This window comes from Verrucomicrobium sp. BvORR106 (genome assembly GCF_000739655.1).
In the GTDB taxonomy this organism is placed as follows: Bacteria; Verrucomicrobiota; Verrucomicrobiia; order Verrucomicrobiales; family Verrucomicrobiaceae; genus Verrucomicrobium.
This window is the reverse complement of record NZ_BATR01000118.1, coordinates 1-26,561: the sequence shown is the minus strand read 5'-3', so window position 1 is coordinate 26,561 and position 26,561 is coordinate 1. Positions and strand designations below refer to the sequence as shown.

Below are 26,561 nucleotides of genomic sequence, written 5' to 3'. Positions count from 1 at the left end.
GTAGACGACTTCACCCTTCAGAACCGAACCTGAACCTGAGCTTGCGCCATCCCCTTCTGCCATGCTCCACTTTACCCCGTCCCGCCACGGCGTATCAAGCCGTGGGTCACGTTTCCGTCACCCACGACCAACTTACCCGGAGGGATTACTCGCCTTCCGTAAACTTGCCGAAGGCGCGGAACTTCTCGTACCGCTTCTGCAGCAGATCTTCCGTACCCAGCGGGGTCAGTTCCGCGAGGGCTGAAACGAGAGCGGACTTCAGCGAGGCCGCCACCGCATGGTGGTCGTGGTGCGCCCCACCGTGTGGCTCAGGGACGATCTGATCAATGATCCCCAAATCCATCAGGTCAGGAGCGCTTAGCTTCAGAGCCTGCGCAGCCTCCGGAGCGTGCTGGCGGTGCTTCCAAAGAATGGCGGCACAACCTTCCGGTGAAATCACCGAGTAGTAGGCATTTTCCAGCATCATAACGCGGTCGGTGACGCCGATGCCCAGGGCCCCACCGGAACCCCCTTCACCGATGACCACAGAGACCATCGGAGTGCGGATCTTCATCATCTCCAACAGGTTAAAGGCAATGGCCTCTGCAATGTTGCGCTCCTCAGCCCCGATGCCAGGGAAGGCTCCCGGGGTATCGATCATGCAGATGACCGGGAGACCGAACTTCTCTGCCATGCGCATGAGACGGAGGGCCTTGCGATACCCTTCAGGGTGGGCACTGCCGAAGTTACGCAGCAAGTTTTCCTTGGTATCACGGCCTTTTTGTTGACCGATCAGCATCACGCGCTGGCCATTGAGGGTGGCAAACCCGCCAGGCATCGCATTGTCATCCCCGATGTGGCGGTCCCCGTGCAATTCGACAAACTCATCAAAACAGAGTCTGGCGTAATCTAGCATATACGGGCGCTGGATGTGACGCGCGATTTGCACGCGCTGCCAGGGGCTGAGGTTGGCGTAAGTCTCCTCCTGTAGCTCTGCCAGTTTCTTCTCCAGATCGGCAATGGCAAGAGTGACTTTGCCCGTGTTCTTCAACGCCTGTTTACGCCGCAGCTCTTCCAGCTCTTCACGCGCCTTGACCAGCGGCTTTTCGAATTCCAAAACTTGTTTCATGTTGCTGACAAAAAGTTGAATTTAGAGTTAGCGCGCGACGAACAATTTCGTCTGCGTGCGGACGATTGTGAAGAGTTCTTCGATGTCCTCCCGGGCCAAAAACACCCCGGTCTCCGGGATGCCCGCCAGGTCATCGTCGTCGTCGTCCACAACTTTATTGGCGGCCTTGGAGCCGCCTTTGGACTTCCCTTTGTTCGCCGCAGTCGGCTGGGAAGGATTCGTCGTCTTATCAACCAGCGGCTTTGCCTTGGGCAGACCCCGGACGTTGAATCCGGTCTTGTGCCCAACCAGCCATTTGTCAGCACTGATGAAAATCGGATTCTCGGAGGTCACGGACTTGCCATTATGCCAGGCGCTCTTTGCCTGGATGACTGTCTCGGCGGGAGCCTTCATCCCAGGGGGCAGGCGGATCTCCAGAGCTTGATATTCCTTGAAGAAGTACCCCTTCTCCCGGGTCCCGCGCCAGAGCTGGACCGTCTTGGAGGAAAGATCCACCACGATCTCGAAGTCGAGCGGAAATACAAAAAGGTGATCCCCCGGCTGCAGGTTCGTGCTCAGCATCCCGTTGGCGCGCATGATGCACTCCACACTGGTCTGGTTCTTGTTGGCGATCCTCCCCATGGAGTCCCCCGGCTGAACGATGTAGTCTTTTCTTTGAGGATTGGCCTCCTGGGAGAAAAGCATGTCCATGTTCAGCTCACCGATGATTCGGCGGGCTTCTGGTCCAGCAGTGGTTTCAGGGAAGCTGTCCAGCAGTCGATAGAGCGCCTTGCGACCCTCTGTGTAATTCGAGTTGTTGATGAGCTCCATCGCCTCATCAAAACGGCGCACGCCCGGATCAGGCAGGTTGGTGTGTTTGCCTTGCAGGTTCTTGATCTGCCCTTGCACCACGGACTCATGCCCGAGAACCCGGGTGTAGTACCAGTAGGCAGCAGCAAGCACCGAACCTGCGATACCCACCGCAAGCAGGAAGACGAGAATTTTGAAACGGCTCATCGTATCCGTGGCGTCCTATCAGCCCAGCAGGCCCCGACGCTTGAAATCGAACATGTTGATGTTGTGGGACTTCTCAATCATTTCGAAAAAGAACCGCAGCAGCGAGATCTCCCAAGTGTCATCGACTCCCTGGATGATGGCTCGCATGGGATTGCCAGAGGCGCGCTGCTCGGTCAGCAGCTTGTCGCACACCGTGGCAAATGACTCGTGAACGACTTCCTCGCTCACCGTAGTACGCTTAAAATTGAACCGGTAACGCAGGATCGCAAGGTCCTTCAGGTGGTTCTTCACCCACTGCCCAAACGCCTCCGCCTCGGCCCCAAACCCCTCGAAGCTCCAGTCATCGGTCACCGTGGGGGTGACTATCATGGGGCGTTCTGCCTCGATCCGGCCATGGCGCACCCGGGTGACATTGGTGGAGTCCATGAGTTCGGTCACCAGTTGGAACTCGAACTGGGTGGTGCCAAACGTATCAATGCGACGATCAGGTTCGTGAAGAACCTTCGTGTTTTCGATCGCGTACTGAAAATCGAACTCAGAATGCATTACTAGGAGGGAGCAGAGGGTAGTGCGGAATGGCCTCGTGGCTAGCGTTTTTTGAGGCTGAGGGCTGCGGAAGGGATTCCATCACATCGCTCTTGAATGCGAAGCCGGCCCCCATGAATCTGCGGCGATGTTCTTTGACCTCTTCCTGAATGTTTGTGCTCCCATTTTTTTCGTCGTGGGATTGGGGTGGCTTTTGGACCGGAAGTTCCGCCTGCATCTGGAGACCCTGGTCAAACTGAACATCTACCTGCTGGTCCCGGCATTCATCTTCACCCGGGTGCTGGACACAGAGCTGGGCGGCCAGGAGGCGCTGCAAATCGTCGGATTCACGCTCGCCACCATCGCCTCCATGTTCGTCTTGAGCACGATCGCCGCCAAGGTTCTTGGCATGCACGCCCAGCAGAGACAGGCACTGCGACTGGCCACGATGTTCTACAATTGCGGGAACTATGGCCTGCCCTTGGTGACACTGGCCTTTGGCCATGAGGGGGCTGCAGTGCAGGTGTACGTCCTGGCGACGATGAACGTTGCCACCTTCACTCTGGGCCTGTTCCTGGCCCAGGAACGCGGTGAGAAACCGGGGGCGCACTGGCGGGCCCTGAATGGGATGCTGCGCCAACCCACTCTCTACGCGCTGCTGGCAGGGGTGCTGGCCAAATCCCTAGGGCTCCGCCTTCAGGAGGTGACCTGGCTCTGGCAACCACTGGATCTGCTCCAGGCCGCCTTGGTGGGATTTGCCCTCCTCACTCTGGGGGTTCAGATGTCCCAAACCCGCCCCGCTCCTTTTCACGCGCCTTTGTACACTGCCTTGGGCATCCGCCTCATCCTGAGCCCCCTACTCGCGTTGGGGCTGACTCAGCTTATGGGCTTTCCCCCGGCAGTGGCCGCCTCGTTGGTCCTGGCCACCGGCGCCCCTACCGCAGTCAACACTGCCCTCCTGGCTCACGAATTCGGTGGCGATATTTCATTCGCCACCTCATCAGTCTATTACACCACCTTATTCAGCATGCTCACGACCACGGTGACCCTGAGCCTGCTGAAGTTGTGGCTGGCGGCCTGACAATCAGACCAACGTCTCTTCAAACCGGGCATTGGAAGCCTCAAGGTGCTTCTTGTACTCCTTCATGCGAAGGGTCACGCGCTCTTCGAGAGTGCGCTCACCCAGCCCCTGGTGCTCCGTGCCCACCAAAGCGACCACCAGGTTCACCGTGGCCTTCACATCTTCCAGCATCACGTACTCAGCGGAGATGTTCTGGTCGTCATCAAGGTTGTGATAGTTGCCCAGCGGCACGCTCAGCCCGGCGCTACGGATCCCGCAGGCCTGCAGGGCAGTGGCCTCGCAAGCACCCGCATCCAGAAGGCAGCGCTGCACTCGAATCCCCTGCTCCGCCGCAGTGCGCATCACCGTGGCAATCAGGTCGTGGTCAAACACTGAAAGGCGGTCACCCACACGGACGATGGGACCATCGCCCATCTCCGCTCCGTTCACCGGACGGCTGGTTTCGACGGAAAGAAACGCGGCTTCTTTGCCGAAGGGCCAATGCTTGCCCAGATGCCAGGCACCCAGAAAGCCCACTTCCTCAGCGCGGGTGAAGGCGGCATGCACCGTGGCGTCCAGACCCAACCGCGCCAGTTCCTTGATGGTGGCAATAATCACGGCACAGCCAACCAGATCATCACAGGCCGCAGCACCCACTTTGCCTTCCTCGATCGTGACCGGGAACCCCCAAGGGGCGATGTCGCCCGACTCACGACGAAGAGCGATATTCTCAGGAAGATCGACAATCGATTTCGGCACGCCACCCAGAAACTCCCAGTCCCCATTCTTGCCGGGGCCCTTCACCCATGCCGGGTGATCCATGTGTGCGCCCAACACCCAGACCGGGTTGGACTTGCGCTTACCCTTGCGATAAGTCGCCAGCAAGTTCCCAAAGGCATCGGTGGACAGCTCCACATGGGGCACGTCCAGAAGGAGCTGCTCAATTTGCGCCCGCACATGATACTCATGAAATGGGGCGGTCGGTTGATTCAGGAGCTTCTTGAGGATAGAGGTCAGCGTGTCGGCCATTGCCTACTCTATACTCATTTCTCCCAGTACCAAACGTGATCGTGAAGAAGATTCGCCACCGGATTGAGACATTTCTAGTGAACTTCGGAGTCTGGTGGCTCCCAAAACTCTCCCGGGGACAAGTTTTGATCCTCAGCAAAGTGGTCGGAATGCTGGCTTTCGCCATCGACTACCGCGGCCGCGGTGCCGCCATTGCAAACCTCATGGTCGCCTTTTCGAGCGAAAACATCACGCCTGACCAAGCGCGCCGCATCGCCATTGGCAGTTTTCAGAACTTCGCCCGCACCTTTCTAGACCTCTTCTGGATCGCTGGCCACCCCAAGGAGGAACTGCCCCAGATTGCCAAGCTCTTCTGGCAGGACCCGAAGACTCCTGCCATGGCAAAATCCCGGGGTGCCCTCTGGGTAACGCCCCACTACGGCAACTTCGAGATCCTCAACCTCATTGTAGGTTTGCAAGGTTTCACCCAACTCACCATCGCCCAGGACTTCAAAAATGAGGCGTTGACCGATATCTTCGCCCGCCTCCGGCAGAAAACCGGGCACGAGATCATCCCCCAACAAGGGGCCATGTTGCGGATCTTCAAGCAACTGAAGCGAAGCGGGCACGCATCACTCCTCGCCGACCTCACGGTCAAGCCTGGTCGTGCCGCCACGGTGATCGAATGTTTCGGACTGAAAACCTGCGTTCCCAACCTGCACACCAGCCTGGCCTTCCGCCTGGGGCTCCCCCTGCTTCCCGCCACTGCCCTCCCCCTCTCAGACGGGACTTACCGCTGCCATTTCCTGGACCCGATGGAGGCTTCAGATTACCCCACCATCAATGTCATGACCCAGGCGGTGTGGGATCGGTTCGAGCCCCAAATTCGCCAACACCCGGAGTGCTGGATGTGGATGTACAAGCACTGGCGCTACCTTCCCGGCACAGAGAACGACCCCCGCTACCCAACTTACGCCAATCCCAACCGCCAATTCCGGGAGATGCTGTCGGTCAGCCAACTGACGCCTCAGTGACGGCCCCGCTCTGACCGACAACTCTGGGGTCGCACTAACCGCGATCCCGGGCTTAGCCTGACCGGACAGAGCCCACCTACCGCCCGCAAGCACCTGATTATGAACGCAAGAAAGGCACGGTATACCGTGCCTTTCCCAGAAATATATAGAAGGCGTCAGCCCCGTAAGCGAAAGCTTACTCGGCGTTCTCTTCGACGTAACGGATCACATCACCCACGGAGAGGAGCTTTTCAGCCTCTTCATCGGGCACGTCGATACCGAACTCTTCTTCGAAAGCCATGACCAACTCCACGGTGTCGAGTGAATCGGCGCCAAGGTCTTCAATGAACTTGGCTTCAGGAGTGACTTGTTCGGGGTTCACGCCGAGCTGTTCGACGATGATGTCCCGGACTTTGTCTGCAATGTTGGATTCGGCCATAAATGCGTGTTGTAGGTTGCTAAGTGGCGGGGAGCATTAGCGGGTGCGCCATTTTTCGCAACTGGGAAAATGCGATTTTTTACGTACTCTTTTTTGCCTGATTCCAAGCAAAAAGGGCTTGCCCACTATGTGGCATTTTTAGGGGAGGATTCAGGGTTCTCCTTCTCTTCGTTGTTCGCCCCTTGATCGTCCGCCACTTTTTCGATTAATTCTCCGGAAAAGCCCTCCAGGAGACGCTTGAGGACACGATCTGCGCCGTGGAATTTGAGATCGTCCACCACCGCCTTGCGCTCCGAGCCAGCGCCTCCTTCGCGGTAGTACACCGTCGCGAGCCCCTTGTTGTCCCACTTGCGTTTGTCCACCTTGAAGACGTCGGCAAACGCCACCTTGACCCCGTTGGGCATCAGCATGTCTGATTTATGGCCGATCAACACCTTGTTGTGATTGAACAGCACGAGCATTCCGGCAATGGCCGCCCCCAGAATCATCGCCGCCCCCCAGTAGAATTGCTGCTCAATCTCTTCTGGACTGTATTTTTTCGGATCGCTGGGCCAGTCATGCGGCGCGGCGTAGTCATCCCACCGCGGCTGTTGCAGGTTCGCATTGACGATCCAGCCCTTCTCTCTGGCCTCCTTCAGCCAGATCGTCACTGCGGCCTCCCCGGCGCTCTGCGCGGCGTCGTAGCTCTTGAGGACCGTTTCTTCAAACCAGACCTTCTTGGCAGCCACCGCATTCTTCTTGGGGTAGCCCACCTTCCCATCGTAAAAAAAGAACAACCCCATCCCTAAAAACATCGCCGCCAGCAGCCCCATTCTCCGGTAGTACCAAGAGGTCACATGACAGGTGATGGTGTCAGGTTCTTTGGGTGGATGAGCCTCATTCGTCATGTCAGATCATTGAAGCGTCTTTCCAACCTGCGTGCAAGCCCATGGCAATGATCAATTCACAACCATTGAGTGGACACATTTTGCCCAACCAAGTTTCCACGAGATCACAAAATGCCCCTCCTCCCCAGCAGCCCCCTTCAACTCGAACACGATCTATCCAGCTTGCAGGCGGGAAGAGCTGCTTTTTCCACAGGCTGGCACGATGTGTGCCATCTGGCGCAGCCTCCCACATCCATGTTGCTGCTCTTGGCCACCTTTCGAAGGACGACTTTTCACCACTGCGCTCTTCCCTTGGCCCGGGGAAGATACGATGATGAGCGATAACCCAAAATTGCCGCCATGATCGCTTTCCCTCGCCGCTTTTCTCTACCGCTCCTGCTGGTCGCCGCAGCCGCCAGTTCCGTCTTGGTAATGGCTCAGGATGCCGAACCCACCAAACAACCCTCGCCGAACGATGCGGGCAAAACCGTGGCCGCCAAGGAAATGGCCGAGGCCCAGTCCCGGGTGAAAAAAGTGGCGGACAACGAATACGATCTGGGCGGCATCAGAATCAACAGCAAGACCCGGCAAATCAGCGTGCCCTGCGTGCTGAACATGACGGAAGGCCTCCTGGAGTATGTCCTGGTGCACGAGCACGGGAAGACTCACGAGAGCCTATTGCGCACCTCGGTCAGCCCGACGGAGCTGAATGTGGCCCTCCTGCTGGCCCACTATGAGCCAAACATCAAGGAGGCTGCCCAGTTCCTCCCTGACCCGACCCCCATGACCCAAAAGCTCATGGCTGAACCGATGGCCAAGGCCGGAGCCAACCAGATCACCCTGAACGTCCAATGGAAGGATAAGGACGGCAAAGACCAAACCGCACCCGTCACCCGCTGGATTCATGAGAAGGATGCCAAATCCGCCCGGGAAACCCAGCACTGGACGTACACAGGCTCCATGATCAGCCAGACCGGCTTTGCCGCCCAGTTCGACGGGTCCATGGTGGCCATCTACTTCGATCTCATCTCGTTGGTCAATTTCCCAGTCAAAGAGAACGCCAACGACGACCTTTGGAAGGTGGAAACCGCCAAAGTACCTGCGGTAGATACCCCGGTGACCCTCGTGATCAGCCCCAAGAATCCTGGTGCCTAATCCCGACCCGCTTCTCAATTTCCTCAAATGAAAACACGCACACAACGCTCCCTCATCACTGTTGGTCTGGCCCTCGGGCTGGGACTCACTGGGCTTCAGGCCCAATCCACCCAACCGGACCGGAACGCCTCCCTGCGCCAGGAAATTGACCTGGCCATCAGCAAAGGGCTGGCTTTCCTCAAGACCCAGCAAAAAGACACTGGTGCCTGGAGCAATCCTGAAGAGCCCGCCATCACGGCACTCGTGCTCAGCGCCTTCGCGGCCGATCCCACCAGGAAACCGTCGGATGCCCTCCCCTCGGAGGCTGACAAGGGCTACAAATTCATCCTCAGCAATGCGAAGGAAGACGGCGGCATCTACGCCAAAGGACGCGCCAACTACAACACCTCGCTGTCCCTTTTGGCCCTGACTCTGAACGCCAAACCCGAGTATGAGCAGACCATTTTGAAGGCGCGCCGCTTTGTCGTCGGTCAGCAAAATGACTTCGATGCCAAGGGCAGCACCGACAACGCCTTTGACGGTGGCATCGGCTACGGCCGCCCGGGCCCCAACAGCCCGGCTCATGCGGACCTTTCCAACACGCACTTCGCCCTGGAGTCCCTCTACTACTCGAAGCGCCTTTTTGAAGACAAGGGCACGCCAGAGGACAAAAAGAACGACCTCAACTGGGCTGCTGCCATCAAGTTTGTGGAGCGTTGCCAGAACCGCCCTGAGTCCAACGACCAGGCCTGGGCCAGTAACGACCCCAAAAACGCCGGTGGTTTCGTCTATGAGCCGGGCGTGAGCAAGGCTGCCGAAGTGGACAAACTCCCTGACGGCCGCACCGCGCTGCGCTCCTACGGCAGCATCAGCTATGCTGGGATGCTCAGCTTCATCTACGCAGGCCTTGCCCCGGAAGATCCTCGGATCCAAGCGGTTCTGAAGTGGCTGGGTGACAACTTCACCTTGGAAGAGAACCCCGGTCTCGGCCAGGAAGGCAAATTCTACTACTACCACACCATGGCCAAGGCCCTGTCCGTGGCGAATCTGGATGAGCTGAAGACCAAGGACGGCAAGACCGTGGACTGGCGCAACGAGCTCGGCCGCCACCTGCTCAACATCCAGAAGCCCGATGGCTCCTGGCTCAATGACACCGGCCGCTGGATGGAAAACGATCCCGTCCTGATGACCGCCTACACTCTGCTGGCGCTGGAACACACCTACCGCGCGCTTCAGTAGTCTCTCCCTTCGATCTATCTGAAGGTCTTATCGCGCCGTTTCTCTCACCTGGAGGAACGGCGCGTTGCATTTTGGCCCTTGCGCTGCTAACCAAACACCGCATGTCGACTGCCAACCTTGCCCCTCTGCTCGCCCAAAACCGTCTTTGGTCCGATGCCCGCCGCGCCGAGGACCCTGAATTCTTTTCCCGTCTGGTGGCCCAGCAGGCTCCGGAATACCTCTGGATTGGCTGCGCGGACAGCCGCGTTCCGGCCAATGAAATCGTGGATCTCCTCCCCGGAGAACTTTTCGTGCACCGGAATGTGGCGAACGTTGTGGTTCACACGGACCTCAACTGCCTCAGCGTCGTCCAGTACGCGGTGGAGGTGCTGAAGGTGAAGCACATCATGGTGGTAGGCCACTATGGATGTGGCGGGGTACGCGCAGCCATGCTCAACATGAAGCTGGGCCTCATCAACAACTGGCTGCGCCACATTCAGGATGTGAATCAAAAGCATGATCCGCACCTGGCCACCATCATCGAAGAAAGTGACCGCGTGGACCGCCTTTGCGAACTGAACGTCATCGAGCAAGCCGTGAACGTGTGCCAGACTACGATCGTGGAACAAGCTTGGGAGCGCGGCCAAGACCTCTCAGTTCATGGCTGGATCTACCGTCTGAGCGACGGCCTCGTGCGAGACTTGGGAATGAGTGTCACCAACTCGGAAGAGATTGGCGCCAAACGCGAGGCGGCCGTGCATCGGCTGATGACCAAGCCACCTTTGTGGATCTAAGCGGGCCTGGTAACCCCCGCCTCCTGACTGCCTGTCATTTCAGCGCAATCATGCCAGATCCGGAGGCAATGGCGTCAACCCTTTCCCTCCCCTTCTCAACACCTGGTCCCGCTTGCGGGACTTTGGGACTGCGGTGAGAATCACCGCTTTGGCCACACCTGGTGAGGTTCCATAGCCTCACAGGCCAGAGCGGAGTCTTGCTCCCTCCGGCCACACGCTTTCCTCACCAGCTCAACACAGAACTCCCGAAAGCGGGATCAGGTGGAGCCCGGCTCAAAGCTCTAGGAAATCATTTGAGCCTCCGCCCCCCAGAGCCGCCTCAATCAACGCCATTCGCTTGGCCACGCCCTCGGCCAGGTCCGCATCCAAGGACCAGGGCAGCTCAATGACCCGGCATCCGAGTTCGAGGTAAACCTCCCGCAACAACCGCTCAATTTCACGGGCGCGTTCCGTGTCGTCTTTACGGATACCATCCGCAATATGCTCACCAAAGCCGCACAAGAACACGGTGGCGTAGCGCTCAGGACGAATCAATGCACGCAGGTCTGACGTCTCCATGCCACCCAGACGGCGATAAGCCATGGAATCAGGCAGGGCACGATCCAGCACCACGACCTCATCTGGGGGAATGAGCTGCTCCTTGGCCTGCTGACGCTCTTCGATGAGCGTCTGAACATCAGAGAGAGACTCATCGAACTCACCACTGGTGAGCACCTCCCGAGCCGATTCCGGCACCACAGGATATCCGCGCTGCTGCAACTCATGCAACAGCGTGGTCTTGCCAGAACTGGGAGCTCCTGTGATGACGATCCACACATTGAAGTGTGAACCGTCCTTCACTGATGCTCAAGGAATCAACCCAGAATCTTCGTGTACGGGTGACCTTCGTTTTGGTCGATGCGCTCGGGCCGCCCCTTGTTGTTGTACACGACCTGGGTGTGATCCAGGCCCATCAGATGCATCACCGTGGAGTGGATGTCATGCACGTGCAGACGATCTTCCACCGCATAGAGCCCCAGTTCGTCCGTGGACCCAATGGTCTGGCCACCTTTCACGCCGCCGCCCGCCATCCACATGGTGAAGCCTGTTGGGTTGTGGTCACGTCCCCCACCCTGCTCGCTGATGGGAGTGCGACCGAACTCACCACCCCAGATGACGAGGGTTTCCTCCAGCATGCCGCGGGACTTGAGATCGGCCAGCAGGCCCGCAATGGGGAGATCCACGCCACGGCAGAGCTTGCCGTGGTTGCCCTCGATGTTGGCGTGGGAATCCCACTTGCTGCCTGCGCCACTGTAGAGCTGGACGAAGCGCACGCCGTTTTCCACCAGGCGGCGCGCCAGGAGACAGTTGCGGCCATAAACTGCCGTTTCAGGCTGATCCATCCCGTAGAGTTTCCTGGTGGCTTCCGACTCCTTGGAAATGTCCACAGCGACCGGTGCCTCGGCCTGCATCTTGAAAGCCAGCTCGTAGCTGCGGATGCGCGCTTCGAGTTCGCTGTTATCACGGCGCTTTTCGGCATGGATGCCGTTCAGCCCTGCGAGCAGATCCAACTTCTCGCGCTGACGCTCCGGCGTCATGCCTTTCGGGTTGTCGAGATACTTGATCGGCACTCCTTCCGGACTGAACTCCACGCCCTGATAAACGGCGGGCATGAAGCCGGTGCCCCAGTTCCGTACCCCGTTGATGACGCCGCTCTCGCTGTCCTTCAAGACCACAAAAGCCGGCAGATTTTGATTCTCCGTACCGAGACCATAGGTGACCCAGGCGCCAAGCGACGGGCGTCCTCCGAAGATCGAGCCGGTGTTCATCTGGCACACCCCGCCTGCGTGGTTGATGCCGCTGGAGTGGCAGGACCGGATCACCGCCAGATCGTCCACGTGATTGGCCACGTTCGGGAACCAGTCAGAAACCCAGAGCCCGCTCTGGCCATGTTGTTTCCACGCACGTTTGGAGCCCAGAATGGGCGCACCGTACTCGCCCATGGCCAGTACCGGCTGCTTGAAGCTGGGGGGCAGCGGCTGTCCATCCAGCTGATTGAGCAACGGCTTGTAGTCGAAGGTGTCCAGGTGGCTGGGGCCCCTTCCATAAACAGGAAGATGACACTCTTCGCCTTGCCGAAACGGTGTGGGAGCTTGGCTGCCACGGGGTTCAAGGCATCAGCAGTACCTGCTCCGAAAGCGTTCTCGCCCAGAAGGGCTGACAGCGCCACGGCTCCAAAGCCGCAACCGGCAGTACGGAGGAAGTCGCGGCGGCTGGAAGCGTAGGTGATGTTGTTGCAAGCCATAACCAAAAGTGCTGAGTGAAGTATGCGGGGTTTGAAAAAGTCGATCGAACGCCGGATCAGTGCAGATAGAGGAACTCGTTGCTGTTGAGCAACACGTGGCAGAGGTCCGCGAGCGCTCTCTGGAAGGGATTGTCCGAATCGGACTTCCCATCGTAACCCGCCCACTCGAGACGGGGATCAAGAGGACGGTTCGCATCCCAGATGACGAGACTGTCCTTCCAGCTGGAAGCATTGGGAGTGGCCTGATCGGCAGGCAGCTCACCGCGAGTGATCCGCAGTGCGTCCAGACGGCCGTCCCACTGGTGTGTGACGGCTCTCTGGTTCAAGCCGCCAACCACCAGTTCGGACACACCCTTGCCCAGCCCGCGACGCACGCGGTGTTTGACCTCCGCCGTTTGCGGAGGAGCTCCCGGCGAATCCAGATCCGTGACCTTGAACTCCACCACACCTTCTGTGGCGGACACATGCACCACCACATGGTACGGCTTGCCTAGACCAATGCGAATGTCAGAAGCCACCACCTCGTGAGCGATGTTGGCGTTGTCATCCTCTCCCACCAGTTGCACGATGAGATTGCCTGGCTTGAAGCGGGACTTCTCACCGGTAACCCCAAGGCTCCATCCAAAGGATTCCAAGGTGTCTTTTCCGCTGTTCCAGCGGGAAGCCACCGTGCGCACCGAGGCTCCTGCGTCCACGCTCTTGAGGGTAAAGACCGTTTCGACTGTAAAGTCGTCCCCTTCCTCCTGGCCAGCCTTTACCAGCAGCCGCTCCTGCGGGGTGCCTGGCTTGAAGTCAGCGTGAGAGTCAGCGGACGAGGGTTGGCCATTGGAGGCGGGAGCATCCGCACCCAGGCGTTGCTTGAAGAAAGCATCGACCAGCTTCTTCTCTCGAGCAGAAGGAGAGCGCCCCAGGGTGTATCTCCAGGCTTCCTCGACACTGGCGGCCCTGGTGGCCAGCTTGCGGGAGCGAGAGTTGATCCAGTCACCATTCACCATCAGCAGCGCCTGAGTTGGCGTAGTGGTGCTTTGACGCTCGGAGGTGCTGGTGAAGTTCGCAGGTGCGTCCAGACTCCGCAGAAGTTCGTCCTGACTGTTGCGCTTCTTCCGGGTGTAGATGGAGCGTCGGGGCTCCTTGGCGTCCGAGGCCGCACCGCCCATTGTCAGATCCAGTTCACCGCTGGCCATCAGCATGGCATCGCGAGCCTGCTCGGCGTCCAGGCGACGCGGCGGGAAGCGCCAGAGGAACTTGTTGCCGGGATCGATCTGCCCATACTCCGTGGGAGGCTGACGCAGCGCCGTCTGCCGGTAGGTGGCGGACATGAGGATCTCCTTGTGCAGCTTTTTCAGGCTCCAACCTTCCGCGACAAACCGGCGGGAAAGCCAGTCCAGCAACTCGGGATGCGTGGGCTTTTCACCCATGTTGCCCAGATCACTGGGGGTACCTGAAAGACCTCGGCCAAAATGGTACTGCCAGACACGGTTTACGATCACGCGGGTGGAAAGCTGGTTGTCGGGACGGGTGATCCAGTTTGCCAGGGCACTGCGGCGACCGGTGGACTTGCCAATCGGCTGAATCTCGGGCTCATTCGGCTCAAGAATGGTGAGGAATCCCGGGGCGATGTCCGCCTCTCCACGACGGGTCTTCAGCAAGTTCGCAGGCCCCTTGGGACCGGCGTCCGTCGCGACGAAGGCGTCCATCAGCGGCTTGGGCTTGAGATTGTCGAACTTCTTGAGCTCTTCGACCAGCGCTTGATAAGCGGCTTTGTCTTCAGGCTTCTTGAGCGTCTTCATGGGGTCGAAACGCACGCGTTCGTACTCCACCTGACGCTCGGCCAGACAGGCCAGTTGCTGCTCGAGCGTCTCGCGCTGATCAGGCTCCTTGTTCATCATCGCCTGCAGGTCCTCTGAGAAGCGACCCTTTGCACGCTTCATGCTGCCGTCCAGAGACTTGAGCGTCATCGCATCCATTTTACCCCGGACGTCCACCGTGGCGGCCTCCCATTCAGCTTGAAGCTTGGCGTGAGCCGCCTGCTCCTCAGCGGTGGCCAACTTCATATCATCCCGCCAAAGGACCGGCGCAAAGAACGCCTTCAGACGGTAGTAGTCCTTCTGCAGGATGGGATCAAACTTGTGGTCGTGGCAGCGGGCGCAGCCAAAGCTCAGGCCCAAGAATACCTCACCGGCGTTGTCCGTCATGTCAGTGACAATCAGGTCCCACTGACCCCGCACATCGCGCTGGTTCCACTCGTAAATCCCGTTGCGGAGATAGGAGGTGGCGATGAGGACGTCAGGATTGCCCGGGGCAATCTCATCTCCGGCAAGCTGCAGCCGCACGAACTTGTCGTAGGGCATGTCGTCATTGAGAGCTTTGATCACCCAATCACGATACGGCCAGACGGCATCCCGGTAGCCGTCCGCATTGTAGCCATCGCTCTCTGCATAGCGTACCAGGTCCAGCCAGTGCTGAGCCCAGCGCTCGCCGTAGCGGGGGCTGGCCAGTAGTTCATCCACCAGCTTCTCGTAGGCCTTGTCATCATGGCGGGCAGCAAAGGACTCAATCTGCTCGGGCGACGGCGGAAGGCCGTGCAAGTCAAAGTAGACTCGACGGACAAGCTCTTGCGGATCAGCCGCAGGCGCAGGGGCCAGCTTCATCTCGGCCTGCTTGGCAGCGACGAAGGAATCGATGCTCCCTTTGGCCCACTTGTTTCCCGACAGGACGGGAGGTTTCGGGTTTGCCAGGGGCTGAAAGACCCACTGGGCCCGGTCTTCTTTGGTGAAGCCGAACTCGTCCACAGTGGAACGCACGGTGGCAGCGGTCTTGGGCCACGGGGCTCCCAGCTTGACCCACTTTTCGAGCTTGGCGATCTCGTCATCCGGAAGCTTCTCTTTGGGAGGCATCTGGAAGTCCTCCTTCGTATAGCGAATGGACTGGACGATCAGCGAATCATCCGGCTTGCCAGCCACCAGCGCAGGACCAGAATCACCGCCCGCCAAGACGTGCCCGATGTCATCAAGACGGAGGCTGCCTTTTTGCTTGTCCTCGCCGTGGCAGCTGTAGCAGCGATTTGCGAGGATCGGCCGGATATCCTTCTCAAAGAACTCCAGCGCCGCGCGATTGGCGTCCGGCTCGGCCGCAGGACTCAGGGTGGCGACAGCCAGTACTGGGAGGATGAAGCTGAGGCGAAACATGGGAGGAGAGAAAATCATGAAAAGGATCCGGCCGATAAGCGAACCTGCCGCACGGGAGAAGAAGGCAATTTTGCCCATCGCGTTGGACAGAAATCACCTGTTTTTTTTCGTCTGTCGCAACCGCCAAAAGACATCCCATCTTTCAGGAATCTCTCCCAGGAGGAAGCGATCAGGCTGCGGTTAGACCTGAATGGGCGCGACTGAGCTCATCATGCACCTTTGCCACCGAGGCGACTTTTGCATCAATCACCCCGCTGCCCAGGTCTTCCACGTACTGGCACGAGGCAAAGCCCGGTGCTTTGGCATTGTAGCGATCCAGCCATTTCTGGCGGAGGGGCAGGCGGTCCGGATGCACAGGCCACACCCCGGGCCGCGGACGCAGGTGATCGCCAATGCCAATTCGCCAAGGCTTGGGACCGACCCTTGCCCGGAAACAGCGTTGGTTCCGGCACATTCGGGCATACATCTCATCCACATCCAGGGATTTGAATGCGGATTCCACCTCGGGATCATCCGACTGGAAGGTGCGATGCAACGCCAACAACCGGAATCCCGCCGGAGTCCGGTACACCCGCAGATTCCAGTCCGGGTGAGCCTTCAGGAAGTGGTCAATCCGCTTCCTCGCCACCTTCTCCACTCCCCCGCTCCAGCGGATCCAGGTCTTTTTCAGAAAGGATGCCACCATGGGCGCAAGGGCCGCCGAGATGGCCAAACCGATCGCCGCGTACTTCCATGATCGCTCGACGATGGCATACGACACTACGATCAGAGCCAGCAACTGCCAGATTCTCACCATCAGCCCGCATCCTGCCTTCTCCTCGAAGTCCACATCCAGAAACATGACGTCTGGAGTATTCAGGCAGGGGGCTCCATAGGAATTCCGGGTGATGACCACATCCCCATGTCGGGCCAGGATTTCCTCCCGGATCGGCACCCCATCGGCACCATTGTAGGGAATCTTGAATTCTCTCCTGTCCAGCTTTTCACCGGCACGAGCCCGCCGCATGGCTTCTGCCGCCCGCTCTTGAGCCATGGCCTCAGCAGCCTCCTGGCTGTCATCAGACCACCCGAACCGCCGCATGGTGATCTGGCGGCCATCTTCCTTGGTCTGGAGGCGGGCTTCTGCCCAGTATTCGGGAACGATCATGGGTAGTCGGGTGGGCGTTGGAAAAATCCCATCGAACTTACCACGAACCCCACCCGGGAGTCTCGCACTATTGTTTGACTCAAATCTCCGAGGAATGCACCCACCACTCGGCCCCGCCGTCTGAACCGATGTTGTGACCATACACCGTGGCCGGAGCCACCGTGGGCTCGAGATCTGCCAGACACTTCTGCAAAGCGTGTGCCCTGGCCGCAGGCACGCACACAAACAGCGCCGGGAACCCGGCACGTTCAGCCTCAGACAAAGCAGCGCGAACCAAGCGTGAGCCCTCCTCGGCGGAACGAAACGCAAAGTGAGACAGGTGGGCCGCTTTCATTTCCCGGCCCCCGTTGACGACCAGTCGCTTCCCCAGCCGGGTATCTTCGACCACGCCATATGCGCGAACCGGATCTCCCAAGACAAGCGGCACGGGAATCATTGTGGACCGACTCGAGGGCATCCCTCCGATGGGGACAATTCCGCTCACGGTCAACTCAATGAATATTCGCTGCGCCTCTGCAAGATCCACTACGCGAACCTCTTCATCCAGCGCCTCGACTTCACGAACTGGCACCCTGAAAATCACCAGATCCGCCACGTTCGTGAATCCAGGGAGGAGGCCTCTGCCTGTGTAGGCAGTGGGTGCCTGGGAGGTCCCCTGCATCACCACCCCGTACCCCGGTCCCCCGCCAGATTCCCGCCAGACCTCCTCCAAGGCCCTACCCAGACTCAACAACACCCGGCCGCGAAGCCCTCCAGACGCCACCTTGAGGTCACACACATACGTGGCCGAGATCATTTGCCCGTCTGCCAGCCTCATGGGCCGCCGCACGCCCACCAAAGTGCCCAACACCTTTTCCCGTCCCATGGCGACAAAGAGGCTGGCCTGCCCCATGGCGCGAAAGAAGTTCAAGTATCCGCCGCCATGAGACACGTGAAACGACTCCCCTTCTCCGAGCGGATAGGAAAATTGTTCCTCGAACTCTCTCAGCGCAAGCTCCAGCCCGGAGGGAACCTCATGCTGAAAGCACAACACCTCCATCTCACTCCTTTCTTCCCACGTGAATCGCAGTATAGAAGAAGCTGCGGTCTCTGGCGTGAAGGCTTGCCCCCAGAGCGGCGTCCCACTGCAATCCTGCCTGCAAGGCGGGGATTTCCAGCGTGGAATTCAACTGGCGAACCAGCACCCGCCCGCCCCGACGCAACACTCGGGCCGCGCTCTTCAGGCTGGCCGTAGCCTCCTCCGGAGTAAGCCAGTCCAGAATGTTCGATAGATGGACGAAATCCGCACTCGCATCCGGCAGGCTCTCCAGCACCTCATTCATCCTGCCCGGCAGGTACTGGATGCGCTCTGGAGGCAGCCAGTCCACCTGGGAAGAGAGAGGACCGGGCAGCAGCCAGTCATACGGCTGGGCCGCCGGAAACATGCCGACCAGCATCTGCCAGAGAAAGGGGTTCTCTGCGGCGAAGCCTCGCGCAGCATTCGCCCGAAGTCGCGCGGCAAAATGCCGGTCAAAAGGCTGGCGGGGATTGCGTGTGGCCTCCTCTCCAAAGAGACAGACAAGATTCTGCAGACTCATGACCCGGCTCAGTGCCTGATCCAACAATTGTCCCAACTGGGTCTCAGGACCCAGCAAGTCTGCGGCTCCCGGCATCCGATCGGACATGAGCAGCACCTGGAGAGTCTCAGGGTTGGCGGAAAGCTCCTTCCACAACTCGGCAAAGGTAATTTCATAGCGCCCAACATGATCCGGCCCCAGTGCCGCAACGCCTTCCAGTGGCCCTAGGACTCCCCTGTCCAGCTCCAGAGTATCCAACAGCGCGGAAAGCGCCACCTGTCTGGCTCCGGGTGGCATGCTCGCATGTCCGAGCAGAGGCAATGAAAAGACGACTGCATGATGCCGGGCAAGGTGGCGTTTCAACCGCGCCAACGCCAGTTGGGCTGGATTGACATCCACAACCGTCAGCCTGCCCAGACCATACCTTTCCAGACATACCGCCGTCTCCCCACCGGAAGCGATCATCACCACCTCCGCACGTGGCGGGAGCAATCGAATCACCTCCAGATCCAATCTTGGGTCTTCCCGAACCTGGGCGAACGCCAGGGGCCAGGTGGCCGCTTCCACCGCCCAAGCATCAGGTGGCGGCAGTTTCCCACCCCCGCTCACGAGTTCCTCCCCTCGTCCCCGACCGCTGTCCGGTCCCCGTCTCTGACCACTTCATGGCCCCGATTCACACTGTTGCGCATAAATTTCAAAACAAACGCCGAGTAGGACCCGATGTACGGTGCCCCCATCGCCGCCAATTGCGGTCGAAGTGCCTGATGCACTTTGGGCAGATGATACCACGGCACGCCCGGATAGAGATGATGCTCCAGATGCAGGTTCTCGTGGCACATGAAGAACGAGACCACCGGCCCGGTGAGAATACTGCGCGTGCCCCGCACCTCATCAGTCGCCTCTGGCAGCAGCGTGTGCTGACTCATCCCCCGCACATTCACCATGAAGTTGATGAAGATCATCGGCACCACCCAGCCATGCCACAGCAGCCCTGTGGGAAGAGGAGCCAACACGACGGCCACCACCAGCGCCAGGGTGGCCGCGAACTCCGCCAGGATTCCCACGCGGTCCCGACTCGTTCCATGTTTGAATCCGAGGATGGGGATGGCAACGATGTACACGGGATAACCCACGAGCAACCGCAGCCAGTTCAACACGGACACCATCCAGGACCACCGGGAATAGTTGGCATAGTGATCCGGGTCCCCGCCCTCCCCCAGATGGTGGTGGTGACGGAGGTGCAGGACCCGGTAGGCGGAGCAGTTCTGCAAGACAGGGATGGCACAGGCAGCCCCCAAGACCCGATTCCAAACAGGATTCGACGACAAGGTATTGTGGACCGCCTCGTGAGTGAACAGGCTGATCCCATGCAGGGCTCCAGCCGCTGCCAGATAGAGCGGAAGCATGAGCAACCACCATGCTGGTTGTGATGCCACTATCGCAGAGCACCACCAGACCGTACTGGCACAAGCTGCATAGATGGCCACGAAAGATCCCAGCCGCACATAGTGCCGCACGGGGTGATGCTCATGCAGTTCCCGGGCCAGTTGAGCATTTAGCCGGGGACGATCCTGCGTGTCGTTCATCCGTCAGCCTGTGCAGGGTTCAACGCATCCAGATCCAGATAGAGGCGGGAGAAAAGATGCCGCCCCAGCTCGAGGCCTCGCTGAATGGACTGTCTCCGGGACAGTGATTCCTCCCAACGTGGCTCGATGACGACGAAGCACTCCTCCGCATGACGATGATCCAGCTCGGCGTGCAGGGCATAGTGCACCAACCGGTCCGGGGCAATCCATCCGCGATCCACCACGGCACTGCCGATCCATGCGGAGATGTCCGCGAAAGCCAGTTCAATGATGCCAAGACAAGCAAAGGCCGTCTCCAGTTCCTCGCCCAAGCAAACTCCGAGCAGAGCACAATTAAAGGCCTGGACTTCGGCCCCCTCTTTGTTTGGAGCCGTGCTCCCCAAGCTCTCCAGGAAACTCAGGAACGTGCGATCATGAGCATGGGATGGCAGAAAGCCCCCTTGTTCCTCCGCCAGATTTTCCACGAGATTCATCCTCATGGTCGAATCCGGACACCGCGAAACCAACGCCGCAATGGGCCTCGAAAAATAGCGCACTGCGAAATAAAACTGCTGCTGGGAACGGACGAACTCAGCATGCGACATGGAACCATCCCTCAGGCGTGTGAAATACGACTGGGAGATGATGGGACGCTCCACCAACACCGCCCTGGCAGCAGCCAGAATATGCGGTGCAGTGGCGAGCGACGGCGGATGATCGACGGGGGAACCGATGCTTCCAGCACTCATGCGACAAAGTCTTCGTGATTTCGCCATGGGTGTCAATACACCTTTGTCCGGTGTGACCGCTCATCCTCAGTCATTTGACAAATCATCCGGCGAGACAAGCATGGAGGGACGAACCGATGATCCGGCGAGACTCCATTCCCCATTACGGCATGACTGCAACAGGTCAGGCTGAACTTCGGCAGCAGGGTGTGGTGGTCATTCCCTTTATGGACTCGGTCCGCATGGATCCCGAGCGGCTCCAGCCTCACTATCACGAGTTCTTCCAGGTCTTTATCCTCCACGGAAAGGCTCAGGTGATGCATGACTTCCAGGAGTACCAGGTAAGTGGCACCACCCTCGTCTTCCTCAGTCCGGGCCAGGTGCACACCGTCCGCCCCGGGGCCGATCTGGAAGGCACCACCCTTTCCTTTTCCCAGGAGTTCTTTGATCTACGCTCCACCCCGCCGAGCGTTCTGTACGATTACCCCTTCTTCTTCTCCGTGGATGTCGCAGCACTGCTGCAACTGCCTGACGGGGATCCCGATGGTATTCTGCCGCTGGTCCCCCTTCTGCAGTCGGAGTTTGACACGGCACTCCCCGGTGCCGCGGACGCCCTGCGCTCCATCCTGCGGGTCTTATTCGTGAGGGTAAACCGACTCTATGCCCGCCTGCATCCGTATAAGGAAGCCTCCCGGTCCGGGCAACTGGTGCGGCACTTCCACCTCTCCGTCGAACAGCGATTCAAAGAAATAACCACGGTAGGTGGTTATGCAGAGATGCTGGGCGTAAGCGCCAATCATCTCAATGACATTGTTCACGAACAGACCGGACGGTCGGCTGGGGACATCATCCGCCAGCGGCGCCTGCTCGACGCGAAGCGCCTGTTGCTGCATTCCGACATGAGCGTTTCCGAGATTGGCTACGACCTGGGCTTTCACGACCCGTCGTACTTCAGCCGATTCTTCCGCCGGTACTCCGGAGCTTCACCAGAGACGTTCCGGGATCAGATCCGAGAAAAGTACCACTAAAATGCAGCTTCTCACCTGCCACTGATTTTGCGTCCCCCGCGGGATCCAGGATCATAGCAGGGTTATGGAATCCACCTGCAATGAAGACATGCCGTCGCCCGCCATGCGGACGGCGGAGACGACGGTGTACGCTGTGCTGTTCGCCATCAGCTTTTCCCACCTGCTTAACGATACGATCCAGGCGCTCCTCGTCTCGATCTACCCCCTGCTGAAAGAGTCCTACCATCTTACTTTCAGCCAGCTTGGGATGATCACCTTTGCCTTTCAAGTCACCGCCTCGCTGCTGCAGCCTCTAGTGGGCTGGTACACGGACAAGCGCAGCCTGCCTTTCTCACTGCCCATCGGTATGGGACTGACTCTGTGTGGGCTGGTGGCCCTCTCGATGGCAGGCAGCTTTGCCTCTATTCTGGGTTCAGCCGCACTGGTGGGCATGGGCTCCGCCATCTTCCACCCTGAAGCTTCCCGCATCGCACACATGGCGGCAGGACGTCGCCGCGGTCTGGCGCAATCTCTGTTCCAGGTGGGTGGCAACGCTGGCAGTTCCATTGGCCCCTTGCTGGCCGCCTTGATCATTGTGCCGCATGGCCAGGGCTCCATCGCCTGGTTTTCGGTGGTGGCATTTCTGGGTGTAGCGGTGCTGTGGAATGTGGGCCTTTGGCAGGCCCGCAACCTGCACCGGGTGCATCGTAAGTCTGCGAAGTCTCTGGACTCGGCCCATGCGGCTCTTCCCACCTCCACCATCGTGTGGTCACTGACCATTCTGGGAGCGTTGATCTTCTCGAAGTACTTCTACCTGGCCAGCATGACCAGCTACTACACCTTTTACCTGATGGACCGCTTCCATCTGACGGTGCAGAGCGCACAGATCTACCTGTTCGTGTTCCTGTTCGCCGTGGCCGCTGGGACCATCTTGGGTGGGCCGGTGGGTGACCGCTTCGGTCGCAAGCGTGTGATCTGGGCTTCCATCCTGGGTGTGGCTCCCTTCACCCTGTGGCTGCCGCATGCAGGCCTGTACACCACGGCGGTGCTGAGTGTGATCATCGGACTGGTGCTCTCCTCCGCCTTCTCAGCCATCCTGGTGTATGCCCAGGAACTGGTGCCGGGCAAGGTGGGCATGATCTCGGGACTCTTCTTCGGCTTTGCCTTCGGCATGGGCGGCATCGGTTCCGCCCTGCTGGGCAATCTGGCTGACCATACCAGCATCAACTACGTGTACCAAGTGTGCGCGTATCTGCCGCTGATCGGTCTGCTGACGGCGTTCCTGCCTGACGTGGGCAGACAGAAGAAGTAGCAGAAGAATCAACTTCAAAGCTCCAGGCATCCGAACCGATACCTGGTGAGAAACAAAAAGAGAGCGGGACGTTGCCGTCCCGCTCTCCTCACTTTCAGGGGGCTTTTACGAGGCCGGTGAAAGCCATCGTATGAAAGTGAAATTCTAGGCGACCATGGCCGCGGGTGCTGATGCTGCCGCCAGGTCTCGCCGGGTGCGGACGGTCTCCATGATGGAGTCACACCCCAAGCGGCAAATTTCATCCCACGGACGGGGACCACGCAGGCGGGCCAGAAAATCGAGGCGCCCCTTGTCCCGATGGAAACAATGCCGGCAGAGCGTGCGCACGTCTTCCGCCACATCCTCCCCTCCCACCTTCTGGTAGTCCTGATGATGGACCTCAAGATAGCGGCCCGCTTCACCAGAAGAACCGCAGCACACGCAGCGATGCTGATCCATGGCCAAGCGCTGCTGACGAACCTCACACCATGCTTGAGAGTCTAGGTAGGTCTCGTACAAATGCCGCCACTGCGGCGCTGTTTCGATCGTGCTCACCTTGGAGAACAGACGACGCCACTGCGCGCCGTCGGCGAAGAACTTCAAGAGCTCGTAGGGAGTCAATTGTCGTTGGTGTCGCATAGTGTTCAAATGAATAATTAACATTTGAACACCTTGCAATAGAAATTGTGAAAAAAGTGCTATCTCCCCATTGACTCCTCTTTTTACACCTCGAGCACTTTTCGCAATACACCCATGGTATCCGCCTGCCGCTGCCGCACAAATGCCTGTGCTTTTGCCGCCTTGGCTTTCGCCACCGCCGGGTCGGACGCCATGGCCTGGGCCGTAGGCGCGACAGCCTGAAGCTCTTGAGGCACATCCAGGTCGAAGAGCCAATCCCCCAGGCCGATATCCCGCCACATGAAGCCCTTGGTAGTCTGCTCCACGAACCGGCAGACGATGGCCGGGACACCGTTCCCGACTGCCATGATGGGACTGTGCATTTCATTGCTGATCAGCCCCGCAGACTTCACGTAGGTACCGATGGCTTCATTCGTAAGCCAAAACTGCTCCCGCCACACCACCTGCTTCCGCACCTCCTCCGGCAGCGGATCAACGAGGAGCTCTTTCCCAGTCTCCATCTGCGTGGAATCTTCCGGGCAAACGAGGACCTTCATTCCGGTTTTTTTGATGATGGCCGTCATGGCCTCGCGCAGAGGGGCATGGTCGTGCTCCTTCATCTCCTCATTCCTGCGGTGCTTCTCCTCATTGAATGCGTAGTTGGGTTTCACCTTCCAATAGGGTGCGTTCCGCAAGTTGGGAAGGACACAGACAAAGCGCCCCTCCTCCAACCCATGCGCTTCCATGAAGGCCTTGGCCTTGGCGTCATCCCGGACATCGGCTCCAAAGGCCCCATCGGGACCAAACTCAATGACAGGGCTCTTGACCCCGGCGTCCTTGACCACTTTCAGAGACGCGCTGTCCCGCAGGAAAACAAAGCTCGCCTGGTCGAGCTCTGCCTTGCAGGCGGCATCCAGACCGTTGTTGCGCATGATTTTCATGCCAGGGTCTCCTGCTGCGGCCATGGTGATGCCGTACACGCCATACGACTTGCCGGTGTTCCGACGCCATTCCGAAACATCCTTCTGGGCCGTCAGGTAAGGACCAGAACCATGCAGCAGAAAATCGCACCCGTTCACTACCGCAGGATCTTTGGTGATCGTGAGCTTGGGAAATCGCTGCTGCAACATCTCCTCGACCCCGTTGCGCACGTCCATGGGCCAGAGCACGAGTTCAGCTTCGGGAATGTGTTTCTCCAGCAGAGCCAGCACTCCGGGTGTGTGTCCGATATCGCCAATGTTCACCGTCTGCCAGGAAGAGCGGAGGACGATCCGGGGCTTCCGCCCTGCCGCACTAGAGACGATGGCCGGGAAACCCCAGGCAGAGGCGGCAACAGCGAGAGAACCCTGGAGAAGGTGGCGGCGTTTCATCACATGATTTAGTCAGGAAGCCCGCCTCTTTGACAGGGAAAGTGCATCCGGATGATCTGGTCCCCGGCAAATGAAAGTTTACCCCGCAGGGATTTCGCCGTATCCACCTCCATGGAACACACGTTGGACTATGAGCTGAAACTCCCGGCCCCGCGGGAAAGGATTTTTGACTTCTTCTCTGACGCCACCAATCTGGAAAGAATCACCCCTCCGGAACTCAACTTCCACATCATCACCCCGCTCCCGCTCGAAATCAAAGAGGGAGCTCTCATCGACTACGAGCTGGGCATCTTCGGCCTGTCATTTCACTGGACCACGCTGATCTCCGCATGGAATCCGCCACACCACTTTGTGGACAAGCAGCTCAAGGGACCCTACGCCCTCTGGGAACACACCCACACGTTTGAGGACCTGACAGACGGCGGCACCCTGGCCCGCGACCATGTGGTGTACAAGCTGCCTCTGACCCCGCTGGGGGACATCGCCTTTCCGATGGTGAAGAAACAACTGACTCGCATCTTTGCCTACCGTCAGCAGAAGATGATCGAGGAATTTGGCCAGTGGCAATGACGGCCACCCAGATTCACGACAACGGTTTGCCCTAGAACCCACACCTCAGGACGCAGAGGCAATGGCTCGGGCATATCCCGCGGAGATCCGCTGCCGATAGTGGTCCCATGTGAACTCGCGCTCCACCAGAGCGCGGGCGTTACGGCCCATATCAGCAAGCTCATCACGGTGACTGGAAGCATGTTCCAAGGCGGCACACAGGGCGTCCACATCATTGGGCGGAATGAGAAGTCCCGTCTCCTGATCCACAATGGCATCCCCTGACTCGCGCGTGGCAATGAGAGGCAGACCGCAGGCTGCCGCCTCGAGGGTGGTCTTGGCAAACCCTTCACATTCGCTGGGAAAGGCAAACACCGCACATCGGCGAAGCTCGTCCTGCACACTGGAGGTGAAGCCAACCACGCGAACCCCCGCCTCTTCCGCACCGCGAAGGAACGGTTCTATTTCCTCGTGCACACTGCCCACCAGGATCAACTCAGCATCGCGCAGACGCAGCCGTTTCCAGGCTTCGATCAAATGATGCACTCCTTTCCTTTGGATCAGCGCCCCGACAAACCCCACCCGGAAGACTTCGGGAGGCGCCTCCGCCGGGCGATAGCGGGCGAGATCCACCCCACGCCCCACGTACTGTAGCTTGTGCTCCGGAATGCCCGCGACCAAGAAGGTCTCAGCGGATTTCTGTGAAGGCATGAGGAGCACACTGGCAAGGTCGTACTCCGCCAGATTGTGCAGGCGGGTGGCGTGCAGATGCTTCCGCCAGTCACGCCAGCCCCGATCCTTGAGCCGGGCCTCCCGCTCCTTCTTGGTTTCCGCAGGCTTCACCACGCCTTTGTTCCTATGCCACGTGGGTACGTCCATGACACTGGGGATGCCCCGCAAGCGGGCCTCCACCAGGGACTGAAAGCACTCCCCGCTCCAGCCGTGGAAGAAATCGTAGCCGCCCCGCCGGATCTCGCGAGCCGCCTGCCAGTCCAGATAGGTCTTTTTGGCGGCGTAGTAGTCCTTGCTCCCCAGGCAGGAAAGCAGTCTCACGGGATGGTGTTGCAGCGATCTCACCTTCCCCGTCGGAATCTCCT

24 protein-coding genes and 1 pseudogene are annotated in these 26,561 nt (G+C 59.2%); 8 read left to right on the top strand and 17 right to left on the bottom strand.

Annotated elements, in window-relative coordinates:
- Positions 1 to 145 precede the first annotated feature (145 nt).
- The 3 genes from BV106_RS21560 to BV106_RS21550 are packed head-to-tail and all read right to left on the bottom strand — an operon-like array spanning position 146 to position 2,650.
- Positions 146 to 1,108: an acetyl-CoA carboxylase carboxyltransferase subunit alpha gene (locus BV106_RS21560; RefSeq protein WP_038168158.1), complete on the bottom strand. Its 963-nt coding sequence runs from the start codon at positions 1,106 to 1,108 to the stop codon at positions 146 to 148.
- A 27-nt stretch (positions 1,109 to 1,135) separates the two neighbouring features.
- Positions 1,136 to 2,104 carry a LysM peptidoglycan-binding domain-containing protein gene (locus tag BV106_RS21555; RefSeq protein WP_038168155.1) on the bottom strand — a complete coding sequence of 323 codons (969 nt, stop codon included), beginning with the start codon at positions 2,102 to 2,104 and terminating at the stop codon, positions 1,136 to 1,138.
- An 18-nt stretch (positions 2,105 to 2,122) separates the two neighbouring features.
- Positions 2,123 to 2,650, bottom strand: a complete 528-nt coding sequence (locus tag BV106_RS21550; RefSeq protein WP_038168144.1) for a hypothetical protein — start codon at positions 2,648 to 2,650, stop codon at positions 2,123 to 2,125.
- Positions 2,651 to 2,777: 127 nt separating this feature from the next.
- Here BV106_RS21550 and BV106_RS21545 point away from each other — a divergent pair, with 127 nt between their 5' ends.
- Positions 2,778 to 3,710, top strand: a complete 933-nt coding sequence (locus BV106_RS21545) for an AEC family transporter (protein ID WP_038168142.1) — start codon at positions 2,778 to 2,780, stop codon at positions 3,708 to 3,710.
- 3 nt (positions 3,711 to 3,713) lie between these two features.
- Here the strand turns inward: BV106_RS21545 and BV106_RS21540 are convergent, their stop codons facing one another.
- Complete coding sequence (locus BV106_RS21540; RefSeq protein ID WP_038168141.1) at positions 3,714 to 4,718, bottom strand: M20/M25/M40 family metallo-hydrolase; 1,005 nt, start codon at positions 4,716 to 4,718, stop codon at positions 3,714 to 3,716.
- A 41-nt stretch (positions 4,719 to 4,759) separates the two neighbouring features.
- Between BV106_RS21540 and BV106_RS21535 the strand changes: the two genes are divergently transcribed.
- Positions 4,760 to 5,731 (top strand): lysophospholipid acyltransferase family protein, encoded by a 972-nt coding sequence (locus BV106_RS21535; RefSeq protein WP_265595930.1) that lies wholly within the window; start codon positions 4,760 to 4,762, stop codon positions 5,729 to 5,731.
- A 175-nt stretch (positions 5,732 to 5,906) separates the two neighbouring features.
- Here BV106_RS21535 and BV106_RS21530 read toward each other — a convergent pair whose 3' ends face one another.
- Together BV106_RS21530 and BV106_RS21525 are read right to left on the bottom strand one after the other, a co-directional pair.
- Positions 5,907 to 6,149 (bottom strand): acyl carrier protein, encoded by a 243-nt coding sequence (locus BV106_RS21530; protein WP_009961673.1) that lies wholly within the window; start codon positions 6,147 to 6,149, stop codon positions 5,907 to 5,909.
- A 125-nt stretch (positions 6,150 to 6,274) separates the two neighbouring features.
- The gene (locus BV106_RS21525; protein WP_038168138.1) at positions 6,275 to 7,036 is read right to left on the bottom strand and encodes a hypothetical protein; all 762 of its coding nucleotides are present in this window, start codon (positions 7,034 to 7,036) and stop codon (positions 6,275 to 6,277) included.
- 339 nt (positions 7,037 to 7,375) lie between these two features.
- Here BV106_RS21525 and BV106_RS21520 point away from each other — a divergent pair, with 339 nt between their 5' ends.
- The 3 genes from BV106_RS21520 (at position 7,376) to can (ending at position 10,161) form a co-directional block, all read left to right on the top strand.
- Positions 7,376 to 8,170 carry a YdjY domain-containing protein gene (locus BV106_RS21520; RefSeq protein ID WP_038168135.1) on the top strand — a complete coding sequence of 265 codons (795 nt, stop codon included), beginning with the start codon at positions 7,376 to 7,378 and terminating at the stop codon, positions 8,168 to 8,170.
- A gap of 27 nt (positions 8,171 to 8,197) precedes the next feature.
- On the top strand, positions 8,198 to 9,388 hold the full coding sequence (locus BV106_RS21515) for a terpene cyclase/mutase family protein (RefSeq protein ID WP_038168134.1): 1,191 nt from the start codon (positions 8,198 to 8,200) through the stop codon (positions 9,386 to 9,388).
- A 101-nt stretch (positions 9,389 to 9,489) separates the two neighbouring features.
- On the top strand, positions 9,490 to 10,161 hold the full coding sequence (gene can / locus BV106_RS21510; RefSeq protein WP_038168132.1) for a carbonate dehydratase: 672 nt from the start codon (positions 9,490 to 9,492) through the stop codon (positions 10,159 to 10,161).
- Positions 10,162 to 10,434: 273 nt separating this feature from the next.
- Here can and BV106_RS21505 read toward each other — a convergent pair whose 3' ends face one another.
- The 8 genes and pseudogenes from BV106_RS21505 to BV106_RS21470 all read right to left on the bottom strand — a co-directional run bounded on the left by BV106_RS21505 (position 10,435) and on the right by BV106_RS21470 (position 20,650).
- The gene (locus BV106_RS21505; protein WP_038168130.1) at positions 10,435 to 11,001 is read right to left on the bottom strand and encodes an ATP-binding protein; all 567 of its coding nucleotides are present in this window, start codon (positions 10,999 to 11,001) and stop codon (positions 10,435 to 10,437) included.
- A 14-nt stretch (positions 11,002 to 11,015) separates the two neighbouring features.
- Positions 11,016 to 12,445, bottom strand: a pseudogene (locus tag BV106_RS21500) (DUF1501 domain-containing protein).
- 56 nt (positions 12,446 to 12,501) lie between these two features.
- Positions 12,502 to 15,633, bottom strand: coding sequence for a PSD1 and planctomycete cytochrome C domain-containing protein (locus BV106_RS21495; RefSeq protein WP_265595928.1), 3,132 nt, complete (start codon positions 15,631 to 15,633; stop codon positions 12,502 to 12,504).
- 169 nt (positions 15,634 to 15,802) lie between these two features.
- On the bottom strand, positions 15,803 to 16,780 hold the full coding sequence (locus tag BV106_RS21490; RefSeq protein WP_038168125.1) for a hypothetical protein: 978 nt from the start codon (positions 16,778 to 16,780) through the stop codon (positions 15,803 to 15,805).
- A gap of 79 nt (positions 16,781 to 16,859) precedes the next feature.
- Complete coding sequence (locus tag BV106_RS21485; RefSeq protein ID WP_265595927.1) at positions 16,860 to 17,690, bottom strand: hypothetical protein; 831 nt, start codon at positions 17,688 to 17,690, stop codon at positions 16,860 to 16,862.
- Positions 17,691 to 17,820: 130 nt separating this feature from the next.
- Positions 17,821 to 18,903 carry a DUF3419 family protein gene (locus BV106_RS21480; protein WP_051946151.1) on the bottom strand — a complete coding sequence of 361 codons (1,083 nt, stop codon included), beginning with the start codon at positions 18,901 to 18,903 and terminating at the stop codon, positions 17,821 to 17,823.
- A gap of 38 nt (positions 18,904 to 18,941) precedes the next feature.
- Positions 18,942 to 19,922: a fatty acid desaturase gene (locus BV106_RS21475; RefSeq protein WP_265595926.1), complete on the bottom strand. Its 981-nt coding sequence runs from the start codon at positions 19,920 to 19,922 to the stop codon at positions 18,942 to 18,944.
- Positions 19,919 to 20,650: an iron-containing redox enzyme family protein gene (locus tag BV106_RS21470; RefSeq protein ID WP_051946150.1), complete on the bottom strand. Its 732-nt coding sequence runs from the start codon at positions 20,648 to 20,650 to the stop codon at positions 19,919 to 19,921. Before BV106_RS21470 ends, BV106_RS21475 begins: the two co-directional genes overlap by 4 nt.
- Before the next feature lie 149 nt (positions 20,651 to 20,799).
- On the opposite strand from BV106_RS21470, the gene BV106_RS21465 reads away from it, so the two are divergent.
- Together BV106_RS21465 and BV106_RS21460 are read left to right on the top strand one after the other, a co-directional pair.
- Positions 20,800 to 21,657 (top strand): helix-turn-helix domain-containing protein, encoded by an 858-nt coding sequence (locus tag BV106_RS21465; RefSeq protein WP_038168121.1) that lies wholly within the window; start codon positions 20,800 to 20,802, stop codon positions 21,655 to 21,657.
- Between the two features lie 64 nt (positions 21,658 to 21,721).
- Positions 21,722 to 22,948 carry an MFS transporter gene (locus BV106_RS21460; protein ID WP_038168119.1) on the top strand — a complete coding sequence of 409 codons (1,227 nt, stop codon included), beginning with the start codon at positions 21,722 to 21,724 and terminating at the stop codon, positions 22,946 to 22,948.
- Positions 22,949 to 23,092: 144 nt separating this feature from the next.
- Here the strand turns inward: BV106_RS21460 and BV106_RS21455 are convergent, their stop codons facing one another.
- Both BV106_RS21455 and BV106_RS21450 read right to left on the bottom strand, forming a co-directional pair.
- A complete protein-coding gene (locus BV106_RS21455) occupies positions 23,093 to 23,566 on the bottom strand; it encodes an HNH endonuclease (RefSeq protein WP_265595925.1) in 474 nt (157 codons plus the stop codon).
- Between the two features lie 83 nt (positions 23,567 to 23,649).
- A complete protein-coding gene (locus BV106_RS21450) occupies positions 23,650 to 24,915 on the bottom strand; it encodes a polysaccharide pyruvyl transferase family protein (RefSeq protein ID WP_038168114.1) in 1,266 nt (421 codons plus the stop codon).
- Between the two features lie 111 nt (positions 24,916 to 25,026).
- Here BV106_RS21450 and BV106_RS21445 point away from each other — a divergent pair, with 111 nt between their 5' ends.
- Positions 25,027 to 25,485 carry an SRPBCC family protein gene (locus BV106_RS21445; protein ID WP_038168340.1) on the top strand — a complete coding sequence of 153 codons (459 nt, stop codon included), beginning with the start codon at positions 25,027 to 25,029 and terminating at the stop codon, positions 25,483 to 25,485.
- 45 nt (positions 25,486 to 25,530) lie between these two features.
- Here the strand turns inward: BV106_RS21445 and BV106_RS21440 are convergent.
- Positions 25,531 to 26,561 (bottom strand): glycosyltransferase (locus tag BV106_RS21440; protein WP_038168111.1); only part of this gene is annotated, 1,031 nt, incomplete at its 5' end.

Coding starts and splice junctions, on each gene's coding strand:
- BV106_RS21560 (WP_038168158.1), bottom strand. CDS start 1,108: ATGAAACAAGTTTTGGAATTCGAAAAGCCGCTGGTCAAGGCGCGTGAA.
- BV106_RS21555 (WP_038168155.1), bottom strand. CDS start 2,104: ATGAGCCGTTTCAAAATTCTCGTCTTCCTGCTTGCGGTGGGTATCGCA.
- BV106_RS21550 (WP_038168144.1), bottom strand. CDS start 2,650: ATGCATTCTGAGTTCGATTTTCAGTACGCGATCGAAAACACGAAGGTT.
- BV106_RS21545 (WP_038168142.1), top strand. CDS start 2,778: ATGTTCTTTGACCTCTTCCTGAATGTTTGTGCTCCCATTTTTTTCGTC.
- BV106_RS21540 (WP_038168141.1), bottom strand. CDS start 4,718: ATGGCCGACACGCTGACCTCTATCCTCAAGAAGCTCCTGAATCAACCG.
- BV106_RS21530 (WP_009961673.1), bottom strand. CDS start 6,149: ATGGCCGAATCCAACATTGCAGACAAAGTCCGGGACATCATCGTCGAA.
- BV106_RS21525 (WP_038168138.1), bottom strand. CDS start 7,036: ATGACGAATGAGGCTCATCCACCCAAAGAACCTGACACCATCACCTGT.
- BV106_RS21520 (WP_038168135.1), top strand. CDS start 7,376: ATGATCGCTTTCCCTCGCCGCTTTTCTCTACCGCTCCTGCTGGTCGCC.
- BV106_RS21515 (WP_038168134.1), top strand. CDS start 8,198: ATGAAAACACGCACACAACGCTCCCTCATCACTGTTGGTCTGGCCCTC.
- can (WP_038168132.1), top strand. CDS start 9,490: ATGTCGACTGCCAACCTTGCCCCTCTGCTCGCCCAAAACCGTCTTTGG.
- BV106_RS21495 (WP_265595928.1), bottom strand. CDS start 15,633: ATGTTTCGCCTCAGCTTCATCCTCCCAGTACTGGCTGTCGCCACCCTG.
- BV106_RS21490 (WP_038168125.1), bottom strand. CDS start 16,780: ATGATCGTTCCCGAATACTGGGCAGAAGCCCGCCTCCAGACCAAGGAA.
- BV106_RS21475 (WP_265595926.1), bottom strand. CDS start 19,922: ATGAACGACACGCAGGATCGTCCCCGGCTAAATGCTCAACTGGCCCGG.
- BV106_RS21470 (WP_051946150.1), bottom strand. CDS start 20,650: ATGAGTGCTGGAAGCATCGGTTCCCCCGTCGATCATCCGCCGTCGCTC.
- BV106_RS21465 (WP_038168121.1), top strand. CDS start 20,800: ATGACTGCAACAGGTCAGGCTGAACTTCGGCAGCAGGGTGTGGTGGTC.
- BV106_RS21460 (WP_038168119.1), top strand. CDS start 21,722: ATGGAATCCACCTGCAATGAAGACATGCCGTCGCCCGCCATGCGGACG.
- BV106_RS21455 (WP_265595925.1), bottom strand. CDS start 23,566: ATGCGACACCAACGACAATTGACTCCCTACGAGCTCTTGAAGTTCTTC.
- BV106_RS21450 (WP_038168114.1), bottom strand. CDS start 24,915: ATGAAACGCCGCCACCTTCTCCAGGGTTCTCTCGCTGTTGCCGCCTCT.
- BV106_RS21445 (WP_038168340.1), top strand. CDS start 25,027: ATGGAACACACGTTGGACTATGAGCTGAAACTCCCGGCCCCGCGGGAA.